The organism is Pseudomonas caspiana, assembly GCF_040224095.2.
In the GTDB taxonomy this organism is placed as follows: Bacteria; Pseudomonadota; Gammaproteobacteria; order Pseudomonadales; family Pseudomonadaceae; genus Aquipseudomonas; species Aquipseudomonas caspiana.
Genome location: NZ_CP167995.1, coordinates 835,525 through 853,706, shown reverse-complemented (window position 1 = coordinate 853,706; position 18,182 = coordinate 835,525). Strand labels below are relative to the sequence as shown.

The following is an 18,182-nucleotide window of genomic DNA, read 5'->3' as shown; positions in this document are numbered from 1 at the left end:
ACTGCACGTACCGATCAGCAACGCGCCTTGAACTCCTGCGCGATTGCAGCGCCCATAACCTCACATGCTTCGAAGTCGCCGCGCAGGCCAAAAGACGAACCAGAACATGTCCGGCAGTTTGAAGTCGCCGTTTACAGGTGATCAAACGAGGACGGCACATGATCTTGGTAACCGGCGGTGCGGGCTACATTGGCGCTCATGTAGTGCTTGAATTAATGGATCACGGCGAAGACGTCGTGATTCTCGACAACCTGTGCAACAGCTCTCGCTCGGTCCTGAAACGGATTGCGCGGGTCAGTGGTCGACGCCCCGGTTTTGTCCTGGGCGACATCAGGAACGGTGGATTGCTTGCCACTCTGTTCGACGACTACGCGATTGATGCCGTCATTCATTGCGCCGGGCTCAAGGCCGTAGGTGAAAGCGTGCGTGAGCCGTTGCGCTACTACGACACCAATGTTGGCGGCAGCGTAACGCTATGCCAAGCGATGGCGAATGCCGGCGTATTCACTCTGGTGTTCAGTTCCTCAGCCACTGTTTACGGCGACTGCGCCGTCATGCCCATTGATGAGTGCTGTGCGACCGGCCAGCCCTCGAATCCTTACGGACAATCAAAGCTGATGGCCGAAAACATCATGAAAAGCCTGGTGATGTCCGACGCGCGCTGGTCAGTGGGCTTACTTCGTTATTTCAATCCGATCGGTGCGCATGACTCGGGTGAACTGGGCGAGGCACCGACCGACATTCCCAACAATCTGTTGCCCTATCTGTTGCAGGTTGCCAGCGGGCAGCGCCCGACCCTGAGCGTTTACGGCAATGATTATGCGACGCCCGATGGCACCGGTATTCGCGATTATGTGCATGTGATGGACCTCGCCGAAGGGCATGTCAAAGCCCTGCAAACCCTGCGTTTGAAGCAAGGCGTTCAGGTCTGGAATTTCGGCACCGGCCAGGGCTATTCCGTACTGGAGGTCGTCCAGGCGTTCGAACGGGTCAGCGGCGTGTGTGTGCCGATCATTTATGAACCGCGACGCGCGGGGGACATTGCCCGCTGCTGGGCCGATCCCGCTAAGGCTTCGCTTGAACTGGGCTGGAGCGCGCGACGCTCGCTGGATTGCATGCTGGCCGATGCCTGGCGCTGGCAGTGCAGTCATCAATTGGAGTCGATTGTGCCGCTGGCCGGTTGAGCACAGTTTTCCGCGCGGCTAACGAAGACCATTGATTACAGATCACTGCGCTGGCAGGGTATGCCATTGATCTGACGCGGCGATTCAATGCGCTCGCGTTATCGCTTCGAACAATCAAGAGGTTCGTCCATGAGCAAAGCACCTTATGTTCCGCCCAAGGTATGGAAAAACGAAGCAGTGGGTGGGCAGTTTGCAAGCATCAACCGGCCCATCGCCGGCCCCACCCACGAGAAGACGCTGCCCAAGGGCAAACATCCCTTGCAGCTCTATTCATTGGCGACGCCCAACGGCATCAAAGTCACGATATTGCTTGAGGAGTTACTGGCGCTGGGGCACACCGACGCCGAGTACGATGCCTGGCTGATCCGCATCAACGAAGGTGATCAGTTCTCCAGCGGCTTCGTCGACATCAACCCCAATTCGAAGATTCCGGCCCTGGTGGATTACAGCGCCGAGCCGGCCATTCGCGTGTTCGAGTCGGGCTCAATCCTGCTGTATCTGGCCGAAAAGTTCGGGCGTTTTCTGCCAACCGATCCAGCGGGCCGCACCGAGACCCTGAACTGGCTGTTCTGGCAAATGGGTGCAGCGCCTTATCTCGGTGGTGGCTTCGGGCATTTTTATGCCTACGCGCCGGAGAAGCTTGAATACCCGATCAACCGGTTCGCCATGGAGGCCAAGCGTCAACTGGACGTGCTCGATCGCCGTCTGAGTGAGAGTACGTATCTGGCGGGCGACGACTACACCATCGCTGATATCGCGGTCTGGTCGTGGTACGGCCAATTGATCCTCGGCGGTCTGTACTCGGCGGCGGAATTCCTCGCCGTAGATGAATACACCCATGTGCAGCGCTGGGCGCATGAGATCGCCAAACGCCCTGCGGTTGTCCGGGGTACGCGAGTCAACCGGACCTGGGGTGATGAAGCAACCCGAGTGCCGGAACGGCATGAGGCTGCGGATCTGGATTGAGGGTGGCAGCACGCCCTGCTCTCTGTAGGAGTTGTCAGAGGTTACGACGGCGCCGATCGCGGTGTATCAGACAAGCCGCGATCGCAGCCTTCGGCAGCTCCTACAGAAACGCATTTCAGACCGGTCAAATCGTGGCGCGGTCTTAAATCAGCCCTTCGCCGCCATCGCCGTCACTTCCACGCGCATGCCTTCAACTGCCAATGCAGCCACGCCCACCGCCGCACGCACAGGCCAGGGCTTGGCGAAAAAGCGTTTGTAGACTTCATTGAAAGCGGCGCGGTCGGCCATGTCGGTGAGGTAAATGGTCAGGTGCAATACCCGATCCATGGAGCTGCCGGCTTTTTCCAGCGCCACTTTCAGCGCTTGCAAGGTGCATTCGCTCTGCAGCGTGATATCGCCCAACTCCAGGCTGCCATCGGCATGGGTCGGAATCTGCGTGGAGACCAGCAAGCCGCCAAAACCGGCCACGTCAGAGGAAATGGAGTCCGAATCAGGGTCCGGGACGAACGTAATGTCTTGGTTTGCCATGAAGGTCTCTTGTCTGGAAGTAAAAAGGTCACCCGTTTGCGCGGACAGTTTACAGACCCTCAGGCATAAAACGCAGGCATGAAAAAACCCGCCGAAGCGGGTTACTTTTTCATCATTACCATTCCAACATCCTGTCGGTAGCCATCCGGGCCATGGTGGTCATCCGTTACCTCCGAAGCGCTTCCTGCGTTCCGGTTGATGGCTCTAGATTGCGCTTGTGCTGCTGTTACGTAAATGGACAATCGACAGTGCGCAATGTAAGCCTTTCGCCATGAGTGCCGCTGTTTTTTCTTACATGAAACCTTGAATCAGGACTCCGACCGGTCCCAGTAAGGCGGCGAGCCAATTGCATTCACGAAGTAGTCCCACACTACCCGGACCTTCTGTGAACGCAGTCGATTCTCGGGCGAGAGCAAATGAATCTGACTCAGCGACGACTCGACGCAACCTTCCCACTCGGGCAACAGCTGGATGAGTTCTTGTGTTTTGAAGTGCGCCCGATTGAACAGCCACGAAGGAAACAACACGATGCCCCTGCCTGCCAGCGCTGCTTCCATCAGCACCTGACCGTTATTGCTTCGTAGCGGTCCGTCGACGTCGATGACCTCTTCAACATCGTGCCCTGGATGACGGAAATGCCAGCGCTGTATGCCGCTGACGCCTTTATAAACGAGGCAGGCATGATTGAGCAGGTCCTGCGGCGAGGTCGGTTGTCCGTGCTTTTCCACGTACTCGCTGCTTGCACAAAGCAAGTAGCGCTGGTCGCAGATCTTGCGGCCTATCAGGCCAGAATCCTGCAATTGCCCGACCCGGAAAATGATATCGGTGCCTTCCAGAACCGGATCAATAAACGCATCAGTGACGTTCAGTTCAACACTCAGCTCGGGGTATTTTTCGTAAAGGCCTTCCAGGAGTTTAACGATGTGCAACTGGCCAAACGCAACCGGCGCATTGATCCGCACCAGACCGCGTATATCGCCCACCTTTCCGGTGACCTCCTCGTCGGCGGCGTCCAGCAATTCCAGAACTTCGCGAATCTGCAGGTAATAACGCTCGCCGGCGTCGGTGAGCTTCACGGCACGGGTATTTCGATACAACAGTTGCTGCCCCACCTCTCGTTCAAGCGCCGCAATGAAGCGCGATACCGACGAGGCAGGCACCTGAAAGTGCCGCGCCGTTGCGGAAAAACTACCGTTGACGGCGACCATGGCGAAGAATCTGTGAGCTTTGAGGTGCATAAAAACTACAACTATCTGATTAGTAACACGTTGCTGTAGGAGCGCACGAGCACCGCGAGGCCGCGATGGCGTCCTGCCTGACAAACCGTTTTCGCGGCCTCGCGATGCTCGTGCGCTCCTACAGGGCCTATGTTTGCTGCGCGACAGCGTGAGGTCAGGGACAGCGAGGAACAGACCTACGTGAATTAGTACTGCCAATTGAAACCACCAATTGCTAAAACAGCAATAGTATTTTGCTTTTACCCTCAATTGTGGCTGCTTTAGCAACAACCTACCATGGTCACCACTTTCATCTGCCGGAAACGCCCTGAACTCGCGGGCTTTTCGCCAGAACCAGATTCTGTCCATGGAGACTCCGATTTATGACGAACCTTTTTGACTCCTACGACCTCAGCGGCCTGACGCTAAACAACCGTTTTGTCATGGCGCCAATGACCCGCTCCCGTGCGCCGGAAGATATTGCCAACGAACAGATCGCGCTGCATTACACCCAACGCGGCACCGCAGGTTTGATCGTGTCCGAAGGCACGCCGATTTCCCGTGAAGGTCAGGGCTATCTGTTCAATCCCGGTATCTTCAGCGACGCGCAAATTCAGGGCTGGAAGCTGGTGACGGATTCCGTCCACAGCGTCGGTGGCAGAATGTTCGCCCAGCTCTGGCACGTTGGCCGGGTTTCCCACACTTCGATTCAGGTCGATGGCAAAGCTCCGGTCAGCTCCACAAACAAGCCAGCCCAAGGTGGTAAGGCGTTCGGTTATACCGAGAATGGTGAGCCGGGCTTCGTCGACACTTCCACCCCACGTCCCCTGACCACAGAAGAAGTCGGTCGGGTCGTTCAGGACTTTGCCCAGGCGGCTGCAAACGCAATCGATGCCGGATTTGATGGCGTGGAAATCCACGGCGCGAATGGTTATCTGCTTGAGCAGTTCCTCAACCCGCTGGTTAACGATCGCACCGACCGCTATGGCGCTAAAAACCTCGATGATCGCCTGCGTTTCGTATTCGAAGTGGTCGACGCGGTCAGCGCCAGAATCGGTAAAGACAAGGTCGGCATTCGTATCTCGCCGTACGGCCAGTTGTTCGATATGCCGATCTATCCCGAGATCGACGAAACCTACGCGGCACTGTGCGCCGGGATGAATGAGCGCGGCATCGCCTACGTCCACGTCATGGACCAGACCCACTTCTTCATGGCTGGCGAAAGCTCCGCAGCACAGGAAGAAGCGCTGCGGGCATTGCTCAAGGATTGCAAAGCCAAACTGGGCAACACCGCACTGATCCTGGCAGGCGATATGACTCTGGAACGCGCTCAGGATCTGGTCGACGCGGGCCTGATTGATCTTGCTGCCTTTGGCCAACCTTTCATCGCCAACCCGGACCTCGTTGCCCGCCTGAAAAACGGCTGGCCGCTGACCACTCCGGATCGCGACACCTACTACGGTGGCGATGCCAAAGGCTATGTGGATTACTCGCCGTACGAACCGGCCTGACGCAGCAAACGAAGGACCTGTGAGAGCAAGGCTTGCCCGCGATAAGAACGCCGCGGTCTATCTGATAAACCGCATTGCCTTTATCGCGGGCAAGCCTCGCTCCCACATGAGACGGCATTTTTTCCGCGGGACCGGCTTTAGCCAGGAAAGCGATATTCCTGACAATGCACATCTGTCGGCTGTACCGGCCTCTTCCCGGCTAAAGCCGGTCCCACGACATCGCCCCCGTACTGAGATCACACCTGTGGGAGCGAGGCTTGCCCGCGATAAGAGCGCCGCGGTTTATCTGATAAACCGCATTGCCTTTATCGCGGGCAAGCCTCGCAGAGAATGCATTTCAACAGTGAAATCCATTCCAATCCAGAAAGTAGCAGCACACTGCCGACGCGCCGCCATCGCGCAGCAAACTCACTCCACCTTCGCCAGACCCGCCGCATCGTAACGCTCACGGGCCTCACGAAAACCCTCTGCATTGTCCGCCACCCACATCCAGAGCGGAATCATCTGCACCAGCAATCCGCGGCCTAGTTCAGACAGTTCGTAGTCGACACGTGGCGGCACTTCATTGTGATCCCGACGCAAAACCAGACCATCTCTTTCTAGCTGACGCAGGCTGCGGGTCAACATCCGCTGCGTCACGCCACTCATGCGTCTGGCGATTTCCGCATGCCTGAGCCGCCCTTCCACACCGAGCGTGTGAACAATACCGAGCGACCAGCGATTACCCGCGTGGGTCAGCACCTCTCGCTTCAACCCGTCGTCTTCTTCACTCAGCGCTTCGCAGGCCGCTTGTGATTGTCTGATGATTTCTTCGTTGTCCATTAGCCCCCCAGGATCACTCGTGTGCCTACTTATGGCCGCGTCTCAATGGTGACAGGATAACAACCGCTCGCCCTTGAGCCGCTATCCGGAGGAAATTCATGCAACTGACCACGCCCGTGAAAACCGACAATATTCTTGTACTGGGAGCCGGTGAACTGGGCACCCAAGTCCTGCGCCAACTGGCTGAAATCAACGCTGACAGCAGAAACGCTCGCATCACCGTACTGTTGCGCGCCTCCGCCGTCGCCACCCAGGACAGCTCAAAAAAACGCGCCCTTGAAGAGCTCCGAACCCTCGGCATTCATATCTTGCAGGCCGATGTGATCAACGACTCCATCGAAGCACTCGCCGAGCATTTCCGGCACTTCGATACGGTGATCAGTTGTGTTGGCTTCGTTGCGGGCGCGGGCACCCAACTCAAGCTCACTCAGGCGGCGCTCAAGGCGGGCGTAAAGCGCTACGTGCCGTGGCAGTTCGGCGTGGACTATGACGTGATCGGTAAAGGCAGCCCGCAGGATCTGTTTGATGAACAGCTCGAAGTTCGCGAGCTTCTAAGAGCCCAGCGCACAACCCAATGGCTGATCATTTCCACCGGGATGTTTACCAGCTTCCTGTTCGAGCCAGCATTTGGTGTCGTCGATCTGGCCAAAAACACGGTTCATGCTTTGGGTACCTGGGACACGCAAGTCACCGTCACCACGCCAGAGGATATCGGCAAGCTGACGGCACACATCATCTTTGCCGAACCCCTCCTGATTGATCAGGTGGTATTCGTCGCAGGGGACACGCTTAGCTATCGGCAACTGGCGAACATTCTCGACGAAAAGCTTGGGCGCACGCTGTCCCGCGTGGAATGTACCGTCCCGCAACTGAACGCCGCTCTCGCTGCAGCGCCGCACGATTCGCTTTGCAAATACCGGGCGGTTTTTGCCCAAGGTAAAGGCGTCGCCTGGGATAAAAAACGCACGTTCAACGCTACACACGGCATTGAACTGACCACGGTGACTAACTGGGTCGAGCAGAACCTAGTGCCTGCCAAGAGCGCGCTTGTGTAACACCTGCCTCAAAAGATCGTGCCCGCTCACCAGCAGAATCCCGGTGAGCACCAGTGCCGAGCCGATCACAAAGGAGGATTCCAGCGTTTCGTCCAGTAACCACACACCAAACACCACGCCGAATAAAGGCGTCATGAACGACAGCACGCCCAGGCGAGAACCGAGATAGCGGCCCAGCAGCCAGAACCAGGCGAGGAAACTCAGAAATGAGACGCCAATGGTCTGATAGGCCAGGCTGCTGACCGCAACGGTAGTCAGGTTGATGCCGGTTTGTCCGGTTGCCAGGGCCATCAACGCAAGGATCACAAAAGCCCCGGCCAACTGATAAAACAACGTCAGCGGCGCGGGCGCGTCGGACAGACTGGAGCCGCGAATCGTGAGGGTCGTACCGGCCCAGAGGATAGCCGCCAGCAAACCCAACCCATCGCCAACCCGCTGATGCACCACCGAAACGCCGGGAGCTGCCGGGGCATAGAAAGCCAGCACGACGCCTGAGAAGGCGATGAGAATGCCGATCCATTGCAGCAGCGTCAGTTGCTCGCTGCGAAACCGAAAATGCAGGCCGATCGCGACAAATATCGGCGCCGTGTAGAGAAAGATCACCATGTGCGCCGCCGAGGTGTAGCGCAGCCCTTCGCCCACCGCGAGGTACTCCAGCGCAAACAGCACACCCACCATGATCCCGGCTTGCCAGGTGCCGCTGCGTCTCATCTGCTGCCAGCGCAGCATCAACAACACGCCCACCATCAACGCCGCAAAACCTGAACGCAGGGCGATCTGGAAAATCGGCGCAATGTCCGGAGCTGCAGCCTTGATCGCAACCTGCTGAAGACCCCATACGGTACACAGCACAGTCATCATCGCCGCGGCCTGACCGTCGATGGGTTTACGAATATTCACGGGGCTTTATCTCACGCTTTATTAAGCGCGGCATTATGCGGCTTGCAGCGGGGATATGTGAGCATCTGTATTGATTCGCCCTGAGACACTCGCTGACATCTGTGGGAGCAGCAAACGCAGGACCTGTAGGAGTGAGCTCGCTCGCGATTACGTCAGTTCAGGCGATAAATTCGCAGACCCAATGACCGAATCGCGAGCAAGCTCACTCCTACAGGGTCCCGCGTTTGCTGCAACACGGGGGCTGCTCCCCATGGGCTTTGAAGTTGCAGGCCAACATAGAATTTCCCGAATAGACCGCATGTGCCGCGCCTACCCCCGATCAACCCGCCCGGCATAACACCCTCTGCGCGCGTTATGAACATGGATGTAGCTCACCTCGGAATTGGCAAATATCTGCTCGATCACCGACTCTATTGCCACACCCTCCACGACATCAGCTTCGATCATCATCCCTTCAGCGTCATAGCCCCGCAGCGACAGCAGGCGGATACGCATCGATTCAGGCACTTGATTGATCGCGTCGTAAGTCTGGCCAGCCCCTTCACGTATGAAAATCGCGTGTGTGGCTCGATAAGGGGTCATGGCCGGCTGGCAGACGTGATTCAGTAACAGGACCGTCTCGCCAACTTCCGCATCCAGCAATTCGATGCGGTCGGGGAAGCCTGGTTTTTTGTCGACGTAGTAGCGCTTTACCCCGAGTGCCTTTAAGGCTTCATCGGACAAACCAAAAAGCGCCAGAAAAGGTTCCGGGGAGAGGCCTGTAATCCGAAAAGTCATGCTGAGCTCCTGCTGAGTTGGAGCCTGTATCAAACAGGCTATCCAACCGGACCACACCCCGCTTCTTGCTGCCTAACCCGAACGGTAATCAAAGTGACATTTCAGCATTCGCGGCTTTTTCCCAAGCTTGTGTGATAATCCCCGACTCGCTCACTTTCCTCCGTACAGAGAACTGCGCATGTCCTATCGGGCACCTCAGGACTTGGCCCTCGACCTTGCACTCTCCGCCCTGCTTGAAACCCAGGTGCGCGAAGGGCATTACGCAAGTATTGAAGATGCGCGACGAGCGACTCTGCGGATCATGCAAATTCGTGCAGCAGGGGCGCGGGATGTGAAGTCCGAGCAGACAGGTGAGACGGCGCTGCATGACTCCATGGATTTTGCCCGCTTGGCCCTTTCGGCGGTAAGCGGCGTTGGAGTCTGGACCTATGAAGTGTCCAACGACTGCTTCTACTGCGACGCAGGCATCAGCGAGTTGTACGGCATCGACCCGGTGCAGGCCGCCAGCGGCATCAAACGTCAGGACTTTCTCGCCAACGTACACGTCGACGACCTTGCTGCGTTGCGCAAAACCATGGCGGGCGGGCTGGTCAACAGCGGCGATCTAGAACTCGAATATCGCATCGTGCACCCTGACGGCTCGGTCCGCTGGGTGCTTTCTCGTGGCCACACCTATTTCAGTAATACCGGCGAGCCAGTAAGGCGCACAGGCGTTGGCATCGAGATGACGGCCCAGCGGTTGCTCGAGCAACAACTGCGGCAGAGCCAGAAAATGGAAGCCGTCGGCCAACTGACGGGCGGCCTGGCTCATGATTTCAACAACCTGCTGACCGGGATCATCGGCAGCCTGGAAATGATCAGGCTGCGAGTCGCACAGAATCGCGTCGGTGAAATGGACCGCTACCTCGATGCTGCACAAGGCGCCTCACGTCGAGCGGCCGCACTGACCCATCGGTTGCTGGCCTTCTCACGCCGCCAGACCCTTGAACCCACCGCAACCGACGTTAACCGCCTGGTCGCCGGCATGCTTGAGCTGATCCGCAGCACCATCGGCCCCGCCGTGCAGGTACATGTGCACAACGAAACCGATTTATGGCTGACTCAGGTTGACTCGAACCAGTTGGAAAACGCCCTGCTCAACCTCTGCATCAATGCCCGTGACGCCATGCCGTCGGGCGGCACGCTGACCATTCGCACCGGCAACTGCAACCTGCAAGCCAAGGCCGCAGCCGAACGGGACTTGCCTGCAGGCGAGTACCTGACCTTGAGCGTCTGCGACACCGGCAGCGGCATGAGCAGCGACGTGATTGCCCACGCATTCGACCCGTTCTTCACCACCAAACCCATGGGAGAAGGCACCGGTCTGGGGCTGTCGATGATCTACGGTTTCGTCCGTCAGTCAGGTGGCAGCGTGCATATTCATTCGATTATGAATATCGGCACCACCATGACCTTGTATTTGCCAAGGTCCCGCGCCGAGTCCAGGCCTTCCGAGACGCCGCGCGTCCTCGCGCCACCGCCGCTGGCCGAACGCGGCGAAACAGTTTTGGTGATCGACGATGAGCACACCGTGCGCATGCTGATCCGCGAAGTGCTGGAAGATCTGGGTTACACCGCCATTGAAGCGGAAGACGGCGCCAGCGGGTTGCAGGTGCTGCAATCCACTCAACACATCGACCTGCTGGTCACTGACGTCGGCTTGCCCGGCGGGATCAATGGCCGTCAGGTTGCTGACGCCGGGCGCAGCCTGCGCCCCGATCTCAAAGTGCTGTTCATTACCGGCTATGCCCATAACGCGCTGGACTGGGAAGAGCAGCTGGAACCCGGCATGCATTTGCTGACTAAACCGTTTTCCATGGTTGAGCTGACCAGTCGTATCAAAAGCGTCATTACCGACTGACTTGTTTGCCAGCGCTTTACCAAACCTTTACCGAATCCAGACCTCCGTTTACATGAAATGGGTGTTTCATACGTCCATGGCGAACCCACTTACTTTCGCCAAAGGAGACACCATGTTTTCGAAGATGACCCAAGTCCTGATTCTGTCCGGTAGCCTGCTCGTTGCCGGGGCCGCTACCGCAAATGAACGCGACGTGATCGTCCCCGTTATCGCTGGTGCAGCCGTGGGTGCAGTGTTGGCTACCGTGCTTAGCAACTCAGGCCGGGACCACGACCGCCCGCGCTATCAGGAATACCGGCCACAGCCGCGTTACCAGCAATACCGGCCGCAGCCTCGCTACCAGCCACAATATCAGGCGGTGCGTTACGTCCCGGTGCGTCCGGTTGAATACCGCCGCTATGACCCGCCCCGTGGCGGCTATTACGACCACGGTCCCCGCCGGGATTATGATCATGGCCGTGGCCGCGATCGCTGGTAAGGCTTGACCTGCAAGCCGCTGTCATCTGGCAGCGGCTTTTTTCATTCCCTGCATTCCGTCCCCGGTGTCGCCTGTGTATGATCGCGACAGGCCAGTGCTGCCTGCCGCTCGCTCCCGATGGGAAAGGTGAAAGCATGTTTCTTCCGAATCCTGTCGCATCTCTTGATAGTCCAGGTTTGGCAACGCGAGCACCAAAAAGCCTCGACTCCAGGAGCTTTCATGTTTTCGATCGAACACGCCAAGCAAATGGCCAAGCGTCTGCGCGCTGATCTGGCCACGTCCAACCAAGAAATATCCCACTCTGCCGCACTTGAACTGGTCGCTCATCAACTGGGCCACAAAGACTGGAACACCGCGTCAGCGCTGCTCACCCAGGAAGCCGCCCCAGCGAGCATCACCTTCGACAAATCGATCCCTATCCTGCGGTCGTTTGACGAAACCAAAGCGCGGGAGTTTTACCTGGACTTCCTCGGCTTCAGCGTTGAATTCGAACACCGGTTCGAAGCAGACCTGCCGTTGTATCTGGGGATAACCCGCAACGGCCTGCAATTGCACCTCTCCGAACACCACGGCGACGCCAGCCCCGGCTCGACGGTATTCATCCCGATGCAGAACATCGAACTGTTTCGTGATGAATTACAGGCCAAGCGTTATGGGTACGGTCGGCCAGACCTCGTCGAGCAAGGCTGGGGTAAAGTGCTGGAAGTTTACGATCCGTTCGGCAATCGGCTGAGATTTTGTGAGGGGTGACGGTGGCTTTGGTTCATCTCATATGAATTGAAAAGCACTGTCTCATGACAAACGGGGAACTGTAGGAGCGCACGAGCACCGCGAGGCCGCGATAGTGGCTTGTCAGGCAGACCGCCTTCGCGGCCTAGCGGTGCTCGTGCGCTCCTACAGCCTGCAACAAGTTCACACCTAAACATTGCAGGCTGATACCGCAGTCCCTCCTCAAAAAACACACCATCCGTCCTGACCTTTACACATTCTTGGAATTTATCCGCCAGCCCCCGCCTCAGACCTACATACCAAGAACATTTGTAGGCTGCCTTATGAACTCTCTGCGCAATTTTGCTGATCGCCTGAACCCGGCAATGCATTCAGATGCAGATGCCAGAACCCTCTACCACCAGCTGTTGAGCGATCCCCGGCAGGTGGATGCCCGCACGCTTCGTCAGTTTCTCGAAGTCCACCTTCACCAGGCCCGGCAATGTCCGGTGGATCTTCCTGAGAACCTCAGCGACATGCCTGCGTGGATGGAAGGCAAGGCCAGTGTCGTCGCCAGTGCGTACAGAGAGTATCTCGAAGGGCGACATGCCGGAGCAGGCAGACAGTTCTTCGCAAACAAGGCCCACGCCCTTTATTTTCTGCGGCAGGTAGCGCCCACCAAGCTGGTGGACGGTGCCTGGCTGTACGCGGCGATAAAACACACGGACGACTGGCGCTACCACGGCCTCATCCGTACCTATCTGGAAGAGCTGGGAGACGGCGATCCCGCGCTGAATCATGTGGTTCTGTACCGCAAGCTTCTGGCCGATCACGACTGCGCGCCGACTGAACCACTGGAAGACGTGCTGTACGTACAAGGCGCAATTCAACTCGCACTCGCTCAACTGGGCGACGAGTATCTGCCAGAGCTGCTCGGGTACAACCTGGGCTACGAACAGCTTCCGTTGCACTTGCTGATTACTTCGTTCGAACTCAACGAGCTGGAAATCGATCCGTACTATTTCACGCTGCATGTCACCATCGACAACGCCAGCAATGGGCACGCTCACAAAGCCGTGCAAACCGTTCTTGATCTGTTGCCGACAGATGACACCCGGGATGAATTCATTGAGCGGCTGCGCGCTGGCTATGCCCTGAATGAACTGGGCACAGGCACGAAAGAAGTCATTGCCAGCTTTGATCTGGAGTATGAAGTCGTGGCCATGCTGGAGCGCAAGCGCTCGTTTGGTCAGTACATGCACTCCGATTACTGCCGCCTGGACGGGCTGACCATCAATCAATGGCTTGGCGAGCCCGGACGTAGCCGGGCGTTCCTCACCGTGCTCGAAAACAAAGGCTGGATCAAACGCAATCAGGACCCGACTCAAAGTCGCTTCTGGCAACTGATCGACGGCCCGGGAGCGGTAATGTTTGGTGTGTTCAGCGGCTATGAAATGCAGCTGCTGCGTGACTGGATTGCAGGGGATTGGGCTGACGAAAGTGCATCGGCCAACAGCAACCCGTTTCGCGCCCGGTTCCGGCGTCGGGCGACTCCCGCCTCGGTATCGACAAAGCAGCCCAAAGCCAACGGTTCAACTGAACGACTGATCAGCCTGCTGTCCCCATCTCAACATTCAACGCCTGAGGGGCTGATTGCTACCCGGGCGTACTCCAGCCAACTTGCTCAAGGATCTTTAGCGTGATGGACCACACCACTGCATCGTCGTCATTTACAGACGCCACCAATATTGAAGAACAGACCCATGATCTGGCACTTGTCCAACTGGGTCGTCGACTACAAGCCGACGAGTACAAATTTGTTACGGTAACGCCGCTGACCCATCAGCGTAATAACGAGCGCGAACAAAACCGCAAGGCGCGTGACCTGCGCGATATCTTTGGCTGGAACAGGCCGTTTGAAACACATCTGCTGCCAGAGGCAGAAATTGAAGCCCTGCTGGCCAGCGGGATTATCCGCGCGCATGCCGGTCTGTTGCTCAGCGAAGTACGCTGGTCGAGCTTGCAGGACCTGCTTTTCGTGCACTCCGGCTTCCCGACGATTTCAAACGACGCTGTCTTTTTCGGTCCCGATACCTACCGATTTGCCCAAGCCATCGAAGAGCATCTGAGAACCTCAATGCATCCCGTGCGAACGGCAGCAGATATTGGCTGTGGCAGCGGCATGGGAGCAATCCTCATCGCCAAATCCAGGCCCAACGCTCAGGTATTGGCCTTGGACATCAACCCGACGGCGCTGAGGTTTACTGCGGTAAACGCTTCGCTGGCCGAAATCGAGAACGTGCACGCCTGGCACAGCGACTTGCTGGAAAGCACTTCGGGCGAATTCGATCTGATCGTCGCCAACCCGCCCTACATGCAGGACAGCCAGAAACGAGCCTATCGTCATGGCGGTGGACGTCTGGGATCAGAGCTTTCTGTGCGCATCGTCGAACAAGCGATGGGCCGCCTGGCGTTAGGCGGTAGCCTGTTGCTCTACACCGGCACGCCGTGGGTCGACGGGGTGGACCTGTTCCTTGAACACGCCCTGCTGTTGATTGATCGTCCAGGTTTCGCCTGGTCTTATCGCGAAATGGACCCGGATGTATTCGGTGAAGAGCTCGAAACCGAAAACTACGCCCAAGCGGAACGAATCGCGGCAGTGGTGTTGACGGTCACGCGAACGGCGTGACCGAGTGTCATAAAGTCCAGGACTGGCTTTTGCAGGGAGAACATCAGGTCATTCAACCCGTGTTTATGCATGAATGACCAGCTCCCCGCCAAGGCTAGTATTGCCTCCAATTACCAAGCGTTTACGCCGGGCAGGTGAGTAAATTCAAAGATTCCGTTCATTCATGAGCCGGAGAAACTTGTAGGAGCTGCCGAAGGCTGCGAAAGCGTTCTGTCTGCACACCGCTACGCAGCCTTCGGCAGCTCCTACAGCGCAATTGCTCGTTGCACGACGCCCTGTGTCACGGAGGACGCAGAAAGGTTTGTTATAAGAACTCATGAATTAACAGCGGCTTTTCAGTTGCAAAAGTAGACTCATAAATAGCGTCGTCCCACGCATCACGAGCAAGCAAAGCACCTGCGCTGTAGGCTCGTGCCTTACAGAAAAACAACTGATGACGACTATCCTGACGATCCAACAGCTCGAAGTATCGCGCATCCATCTCCATGCACAGGGCATCGAGTTGTTCAGCGTGATGTTGTGATAACAAGGCACCCACTTCGTCCGGATCGATCCCCGCCTCATGGGCTGCCCAGAGAACGATACGAGTAGCCAATTGCTTTTGCCCGAATGGGCTTTGCGCCTCAAACACGCTTTGAATATCCGGGTAGCGGCCCGCTAATCGTGAAGGCATGTTGTGATCCAATCGTATTGTGGTTTGAGCAGTAGCTTGGTGGATTAGTCGTTCAGTGGTAAAGCTGATGGCAGAAATCGGCCAGAAGCAGTCATTGAGTCCGCCCCCTACGAAATGACTTTCATCCTGGGCATGTTCACTTGCAAGACCGTGCCGTCAAAGTTAAGGTCGGTCCCATGATTACGTCACGCTTCGAATCGACCACAACCTTCACGACCGCCATGGGCGGGTCGTGGGAGGTTGTGTGAGTTAAAACAGCACACGATCCCTAAAGACCCGCCAGCAATGGACCGGGTCTTTTTTTTGCCCCGGTTTTGCTGGCACCCACGTAAGGAAACGCACATGTATGCACTTCTGATTCTCGACATGCAGGTAGGGCTTGTTCACGGCCCGGACAGACCTTGGGCGGGTGAAGCGCTTATCAATACATTGAATGGACTCATGAGACGTGCGCGTGAAACAGGCGCACCTATCTTTCTTGCCCGCCATATAGGTCCTGCTGGGTCTCCGATTGAGCCGGGTAGCCCGCTCACAGAGCTTGTTCATGAGTTACAGCTAATGGGTGACGAAGTGATTTTCGAGAAAAAACGCCCGAATGCCTTTGCTCAGACTGACCTGGCAGCTCAGCTACGTGAGCGCGACTGTGAGGGCATCGTTGTTACAGGCATGAAAACTCAATACTGCGTAGACAGCACTTGCCGGGCTGCCCGCGATTGCGGCTTTGATGCTGTGCTCATCGCCAACGGACATACTTGCTCCGATACTCCAGGGCTCAAAGCAGAGGCCATCATTGCCCACCATAATGCAACATTAGCCGGACCATTCTGCCTGGTCGTCCAGGCTGAGGAATGGAGTTTCTAGTCAAGTCCCACGATCGACTCGGTACAGGGTCGATCAGTACCTGATGCTTTCCATGCTACAGGCCTCTGGTGGCCGTTAGCTGACCCACATGAATGACCGCTTTTGGGTCGATTGCTGCCACACGTAGACTGAATAGATATCAACCCTGACCCTATTCGCCGTCATCGAACCGCTGAGGTAAGCTTCGCGCCAGAAGCTTTACCCACCAAGGAGAATAAACGGCGATGGGCTTGTTCAGTCGATTGTTCGGCGATCGCTTCACACAACCCCCACCCGATGAACCACGGTTGAGCGATGCCGCGATTATGCGTGAGCTTTACCCATTCGGTGCGCAACTGAAAACGTTCACCCAGGCCCTGTTGGCGCGGCTGCCTGAAAAGGAACGTGCGCGTCTCGTGAGAAGGGTGTCGCGCTATTACAACCTAGGTGAAGACCCGGCCACCGCGTTGGTCAGTGGTCTTTTGGACGCTGAGAAAGGCCAGTTACTCAATAATCTGGTTCTTATGGCCGTGGACGTGCACGGCTTCGATGATTTCAAGTACCTGGCACCGAAACTGATTGAAGCCAGCGGCATTGACCAGATTTATGCCTACAAGCTGGAAGAGACGCCATCACTGATGCAAGTGCTGATCGATTTCGATCAATGGCTGACCGGGTTCGGGAAGCGCTTTCTGCATGTGGATACAGGCGGCGCCGATTATGTGGGTTGCATCATTGAGCAAGATTGCGTCGAAAACCTGATCGCGCTGGCTGAGCAGGCTGGCATCGACGCACGGCTCGATCCCTTTTGAGACACGTTGGCTGACCGCTATCGGCCAAGACCGGACATCCACTAGGTACGGTTACCGGCCATAAGCAGGCTGTCAGTAAAGTAAAATATCAAATTTAAGATTTAACTTCGCTCTGGACAGTGCCACACGAGACAGTGCCACATGCTTCCCGATACCGTAAATTGCACCATCAGCATTCGAGACTCTGCATAATCGGGTGCTTCGGTGTAGCTGAAAACGAGCTTCGGATAGATGCTCTGCCCGAAAGCCAGGAACTCATCAACCGGCGCATTGCAACTCGCCAAGCATTCGATTAACAGGTGCCACCTATCTTCAGAGAGAGATTTCAGCTTTCTCCTCCAGTCCAGATATTCCTGATTAAGGAATAGGTCATGAATACAGGTGGTTAATTCCTCTTCGGTCTCATCTTCAGTTTGCTCACGCATCGCCTAGTCCCTCGCGACGAGAAAATCAGCTTGAGTTTCCTTCAGGGCTTGCGATAAGCGCTCATCCCCCGCCCAGATAGCATCGGTGGCGCTTAACGCTTCGGACGCACGACCGGACGTCATGGCCTGCTCTCTGAAGAGCATTTGGCCGAGAATGCTATTGCTAGCCCAAGATGTTTCAGAGGCATCGATTACACGGCAACCGGGTCCGCTGTCGCCATTTCTCCACTCTAGGGCAACACACTCTTTAGCTGCGGTATCCGCGCCGTCACCCCAGCCTCTAAGGCTTACCGCCATGGCAACCCCCAACTCGGGATGTGATGACGTATAGGTGCACAAGTAAACCGCATAAGCGTCCTCGTGGTTGAAGACAAAACCGCGAAAGGTTCGTGTCTCATGACCGCAGGAGTCGCAATGTCCAACGACTGCCTCTGCACCTGGCTCGATCCTGAAAACATTTTCCATCCCTGCGTATCCTCTATTCATTGGTCTGCAAGCTTTTAAAACCACCTGAGCGATGTCGCATGTAGTACGACGTCTGAGCGCGGACGATGCCATGCTCCTCGAGGGTTCACCTACTACATAGCAGCTATTGACCCAAAAAATCGTTTACAGTCATCACTGAGCAAGCCTACCGATTCATGTTTTTCCCGCATAGCATCTCTACAGCGTTAGGCGCGGTCGCTGAACAGTGATT

The 18,182-nt window shown here is 56.7% G+C and carries 19 protein-coding genes; 11 read left to right on the top strand and 8 right to left on the bottom strand.

Annotated elements, in window-relative coordinates; all coding sequences use genetic code 11:
• Positions 1–158 precede the first annotated feature (158 nt).
• Both galE and yghU read left to right on the top strand, forming a co-directional pair.
• Positions 159–1,184: a UDP-glucose 4-epimerase GalE gene (gene galE / locus ABRP31_RS03855; protein WP_349973597.1), complete on the top strand. Its 1,026-nt coding sequence runs from the start codon at positions 159–161 to the stop codon at positions 1,182–1,184.
• A 129-nt stretch (positions 1,185–1,313) separates the two neighbouring features.
• Positions 1,314–2,150 (top strand): glutathione-dependent disulfide-bond oxidoreductase, encoded by an 837-nt coding sequence (gene yghU, locus ABRP31_RS03850; protein WP_087274195.1) that lies wholly within the window; start codon positions 1,314–1,316, stop codon positions 2,148–2,150.
• Positions 2,151–2,297: 147 nt separating this feature from the next.
• On the opposite strand, the gene ABRP31_RS03845 is transcribed toward yghU, so the two are convergent.
• Together ABRP31_RS03845 and ABRP31_RS03840 are read right to left on the bottom strand one after the other, a co-directional pair.
• The gene (locus ABRP31_RS03845) at positions 2,298–2,678 is read right to left on the bottom strand and encodes a RidA family protein (protein WP_087274197.1); all 381 of its coding nucleotides are present in this window, start codon (positions 2,676–2,678) and stop codon (positions 2,298–2,300) included.
• A gap of 308 nt (positions 2,679–2,986) precedes the next feature.
• On the bottom strand, positions 2,987–3,916 hold the full coding sequence (locus ABRP31_RS03840; RefSeq protein ID WP_349973595.1) for a LysR family transcriptional regulator: 930 nt from the start codon (positions 3,914–3,916) through the stop codon (positions 2,987–2,989).
• 362 nt (positions 3,917–4,278) lie between these two features.
• On the opposite strand from ABRP31_RS03840, the gene ABRP31_RS03835 reads away from it, so the two are divergent.
• Positions 4,279–5,406 carry an alkene reductase gene (locus ABRP31_RS03835; protein WP_349973593.1) on the top strand — a complete coding sequence of 376 codons (1,128 nt, stop codon included), beginning with the start codon at positions 4,279–4,281 and terminating at the stop codon, positions 5,404–5,406.
• A 408-nt stretch (positions 5,407–5,814) separates the two neighbouring features.
• On the opposite strand, the gene ABRP31_RS03830 is transcribed toward ABRP31_RS03835, so the two are convergent.
• On the bottom strand, positions 5,815–6,228 hold the full coding sequence (locus tag ABRP31_RS03830; RefSeq protein ID WP_349973592.1) for a helix-turn-helix domain-containing protein: 414 nt from the start codon (positions 6,226–6,228) through the stop codon (positions 5,815–5,817).
• Positions 6,229–6,326: 98 nt separating this feature from the next.
• On the opposite strand from ABRP31_RS03830, the gene ABRP31_RS03825 reads away from it, so the two are divergent.
• The gene (locus ABRP31_RS03825) at positions 6,327–7,283 is read left to right on the top strand and encodes an aromatic alcohol reductase (protein ID WP_349973590.1); all 957 of its coding nucleotides are present in this window, start codon (positions 6,327–6,329) and stop codon (positions 7,281–7,283) included.
• On the opposite strand, the gene ABRP31_RS03820 is transcribed toward ABRP31_RS03825, so the two are convergent.
• Both ABRP31_RS03820 and ABRP31_RS03815 read right to left on the bottom strand, forming a co-directional pair.
• Positions 7,254–8,183, bottom strand: coding sequence for a DMT family transporter (locus ABRP31_RS03820; RefSeq protein ID WP_349973588.1), 930 nt, complete (start codon positions 8,181–8,183; stop codon positions 7,254–7,256). The genes ABRP31_RS03825 and ABRP31_RS03820 overlap by 30 nt on opposite strands.
• 309 nt (positions 8,184–8,492) lie before the next feature.
• On the bottom strand, positions 8,493–8,960 hold the full coding sequence (locus ABRP31_RS03815) for a DUF1203 domain-containing protein (RefSeq protein WP_349973586.1): 468 nt from the start codon (positions 8,958–8,960) through the stop codon (positions 8,493–8,495).
• 178 nt (positions 8,961–9,138) lie between these two features.
• Between ABRP31_RS03815 and ABRP31_RS03810 the strand changes: the two genes are divergently transcribed.
• From ABRP31_RS03810 to ABRP31_RS03790, 5 genes are all read left to right on the top strand, one after another.
• A complete protein-coding gene (locus ABRP31_RS03810; protein WP_087274209.1) occupies positions 9,139–10,860 on the top strand; it encodes a PAS domain-containing hybrid sensor histidine kinase/response regulator in 1,722 nt (573 codons plus the stop codon).
• Positions 10,861–10,972: 112 nt separating this feature from the next.
• Positions 10,973–11,338, top strand: coding sequence for a hypothetical protein (locus ABRP31_RS03805; protein ID WP_087274211.1), 366 nt, complete (start codon positions 10,973–10,975; stop codon positions 11,336–11,338).
• 219 nt (positions 11,339–11,557) lie between these two features.
• The gene (locus ABRP31_RS03800) at positions 11,558–12,088 is read left to right on the top strand and encodes a glyoxalase superfamily protein (RefSeq protein ID WP_349973582.1); all 531 of its coding nucleotides are present in this window, start codon (positions 11,558–11,560) and stop codon (positions 12,086–12,088) included.
• Positions 12,089–12,390: 302 nt separating this feature from the next.
• Positions 12,391–13,749: an iron-containing redox enzyme family protein gene (locus ABRP31_RS03795; protein ID WP_349973580.1), complete on the top strand. Its 1,359-nt coding sequence runs from the start codon at positions 12,391–12,393 to the stop codon at positions 13,747–13,749.
• Positions 13,749–14,735, top strand: coding sequence for a class I SAM-dependent methyltransferase (locus tag ABRP31_RS03790; RefSeq protein WP_349973578.1), 987 nt, complete (start codon positions 13,749–13,751; stop codon positions 14,733–14,735). The genes ABRP31_RS03795 and ABRP31_RS03790 overlap by 1 nt, the downstream gene beginning before the upstream one ends.
• Before the next feature lie 304 nt (positions 14,736–15,039).
• Here ABRP31_RS03790 and ABRP31_RS03785 read toward each other — a convergent pair whose 3' ends face one another.
• Positions 15,040–15,408, bottom strand: coding sequence for a hypothetical protein (locus ABRP31_RS03785; protein ID WP_349973575.1), 369 nt, complete (start codon positions 15,406–15,408; stop codon positions 15,040–15,042).
• Between the two features lie 342 nt (positions 15,409–15,750).
• Between ABRP31_RS03785 and ABRP31_RS03780 the strand changes: the two genes are divergently transcribed.
• Both ABRP31_RS03780 and ABRP31_RS03775 read left to right on the top strand, forming a co-directional pair.
• A complete protein-coding gene (locus tag ABRP31_RS03780) occupies positions 15,751–16,269 on the top strand; it encodes a cysteine hydrolase family protein (RefSeq protein WP_349973572.1) in 519 nt (172 codons plus the stop codon).
• A gap of 224 nt (positions 16,270–16,493) precedes the next feature.
• The gene (locus ABRP31_RS03775; RefSeq protein ID WP_349973570.1) at positions 16,494–17,060 is read left to right on the top strand and encodes a hypothetical protein; all 567 of its coding nucleotides are present in this window, start codon (positions 16,494–16,496) and stop codon (positions 17,058–17,060) included.
• Between the two features lie 101 nt (positions 17,061–17,161).
• Here the strand turns inward: ABRP31_RS03775 and ABRP31_RS03770 are convergent, their stop codons facing one another.
• The gene (locus ABRP31_RS03770; protein ID WP_349973567.1) at positions 17,162–17,485 is read right to left on the bottom strand and encodes a hypothetical protein; all 324 of its coding nucleotides are present in this window, start codon (positions 17,483–17,485) and stop codon (positions 17,162–17,164) included.
• 3 nt (positions 17,486–17,488) lie between these two features.
• Complete coding sequence (locus ABRP31_RS03765) at positions 17,489–17,950, bottom strand: hypothetical protein (protein WP_349973564.1); 462 nt, start codon at positions 17,948–17,950, stop codon at positions 17,489–17,491.
• Positions 17,951–18,182 lie beyond the last annotated feature (232 nt).

Coding starts and splice junctions, on each gene's coding strand:
- galE (WP_349973597.1), top strand. CDS start 159: ATGATCTTGGTAACCGGCGGTGCGGGCTACATTGGCGCTCATGTAGTG.
- yghU (WP_087274195.1), top strand. CDS start 1,314: ATGAGCAAAGCACCTTATGTTCCGCCCAAGGTATGGAAAAACGAAGCA.
- ABRP31_RS03845 (WP_087274197.1), bottom strand. CDS start 2,678: ATGGCAAACCAAGACATTACGTTCGTCCCGGACCCTGATTCGGACTCC.
- ABRP31_RS03840 (WP_349973595.1), bottom strand. CDS start 3,916: ATGCACCTCAAAGCTCACAGATTCTTCGCCATGGTCGCCGTCAACGGT.
- ABRP31_RS03835 (WP_349973593.1), top strand. CDS start 4,279: ATGACGAACCTTTTTGACTCCTACGACCTCAGCGGCCTGACGCTAAAC.
- ABRP31_RS03830 (WP_349973592.1), bottom strand. CDS start 6,228: ATGGACAACGAAGAAATCATCAGACAATCACAAGCGGCCTGCGAAGCG.
- ABRP31_RS03825 (WP_349973590.1), top strand. CDS start 6,327: ATGCAACTGACCACGCCCGTGAAAACCGACAATATTCTTGTACTGGGA.
- ABRP31_RS03815 (WP_349973586.1), bottom strand. CDS start 8,960: ATGACTTTTCGGATTACAGGCCTCTCCCCGGAACCTTTTCTGGCGCTT.
- ABRP31_RS03810 (WP_087274209.1), top strand. CDS start 9,139: ATGTCCTATCGGGCACCTCAGGACTTGGCCCTCGACCTTGCACTCTCC.
- ABRP31_RS03805 (WP_087274211.1), top strand. CDS start 10,973: ATGTTTTCGAAGATGACCCAAGTCCTGATTCTGTCCGGTAGCCTGCTC.
- ABRP31_RS03800 (WP_349973582.1), top strand. CDS start 11,558: ATGTTTTCGATCGAACACGCCAAGCAAATGGCCAAGCGTCTGCGCGCT.
- ABRP31_RS03795 (WP_349973580.1), top strand. CDS start 12,391: ATGAACTCTCTGCGCAATTTTGCTGATCGCCTGAACCCGGCAATGCAT.
- ABRP31_RS03790 (WP_349973578.1), top strand. CDS start 13,749: ATGGACCACACCACTGCATCGTCGTCATTTACAGACGCCACCAATATT.
- ABRP31_RS03785 (WP_349973575.1), bottom strand. CDS start 15,408: ATGCCTTCACGATTAGCGGGCCGCTACCCGGATATTCAAAGCGTGTTT.
- ABRP31_RS03780 (WP_349973572.1), top strand. CDS start 15,751: ATGTATGCACTTCTGATTCTCGACATGCAGGTAGGGCTTGTTCACGGC.
- ABRP31_RS03775 (WP_349973570.1), top strand. CDS start 16,494: ATGGGCTTGTTCAGTCGATTGTTCGGCGATCGCTTCACACAACCCCCA.
- ABRP31_RS03770 (WP_349973567.1), bottom strand. CDS start 17,485: ATGCGTGAGCAAACTGAAGATGAGACCGAAGAGGAATTAACCACCTGT.
- ABRP31_RS03765 (WP_349973564.1), bottom strand. CDS start 17,950: ATGGAAAATGTTTTCAGGATCGAGCCAGGTGCAGAGGCAGTCGTTGGA.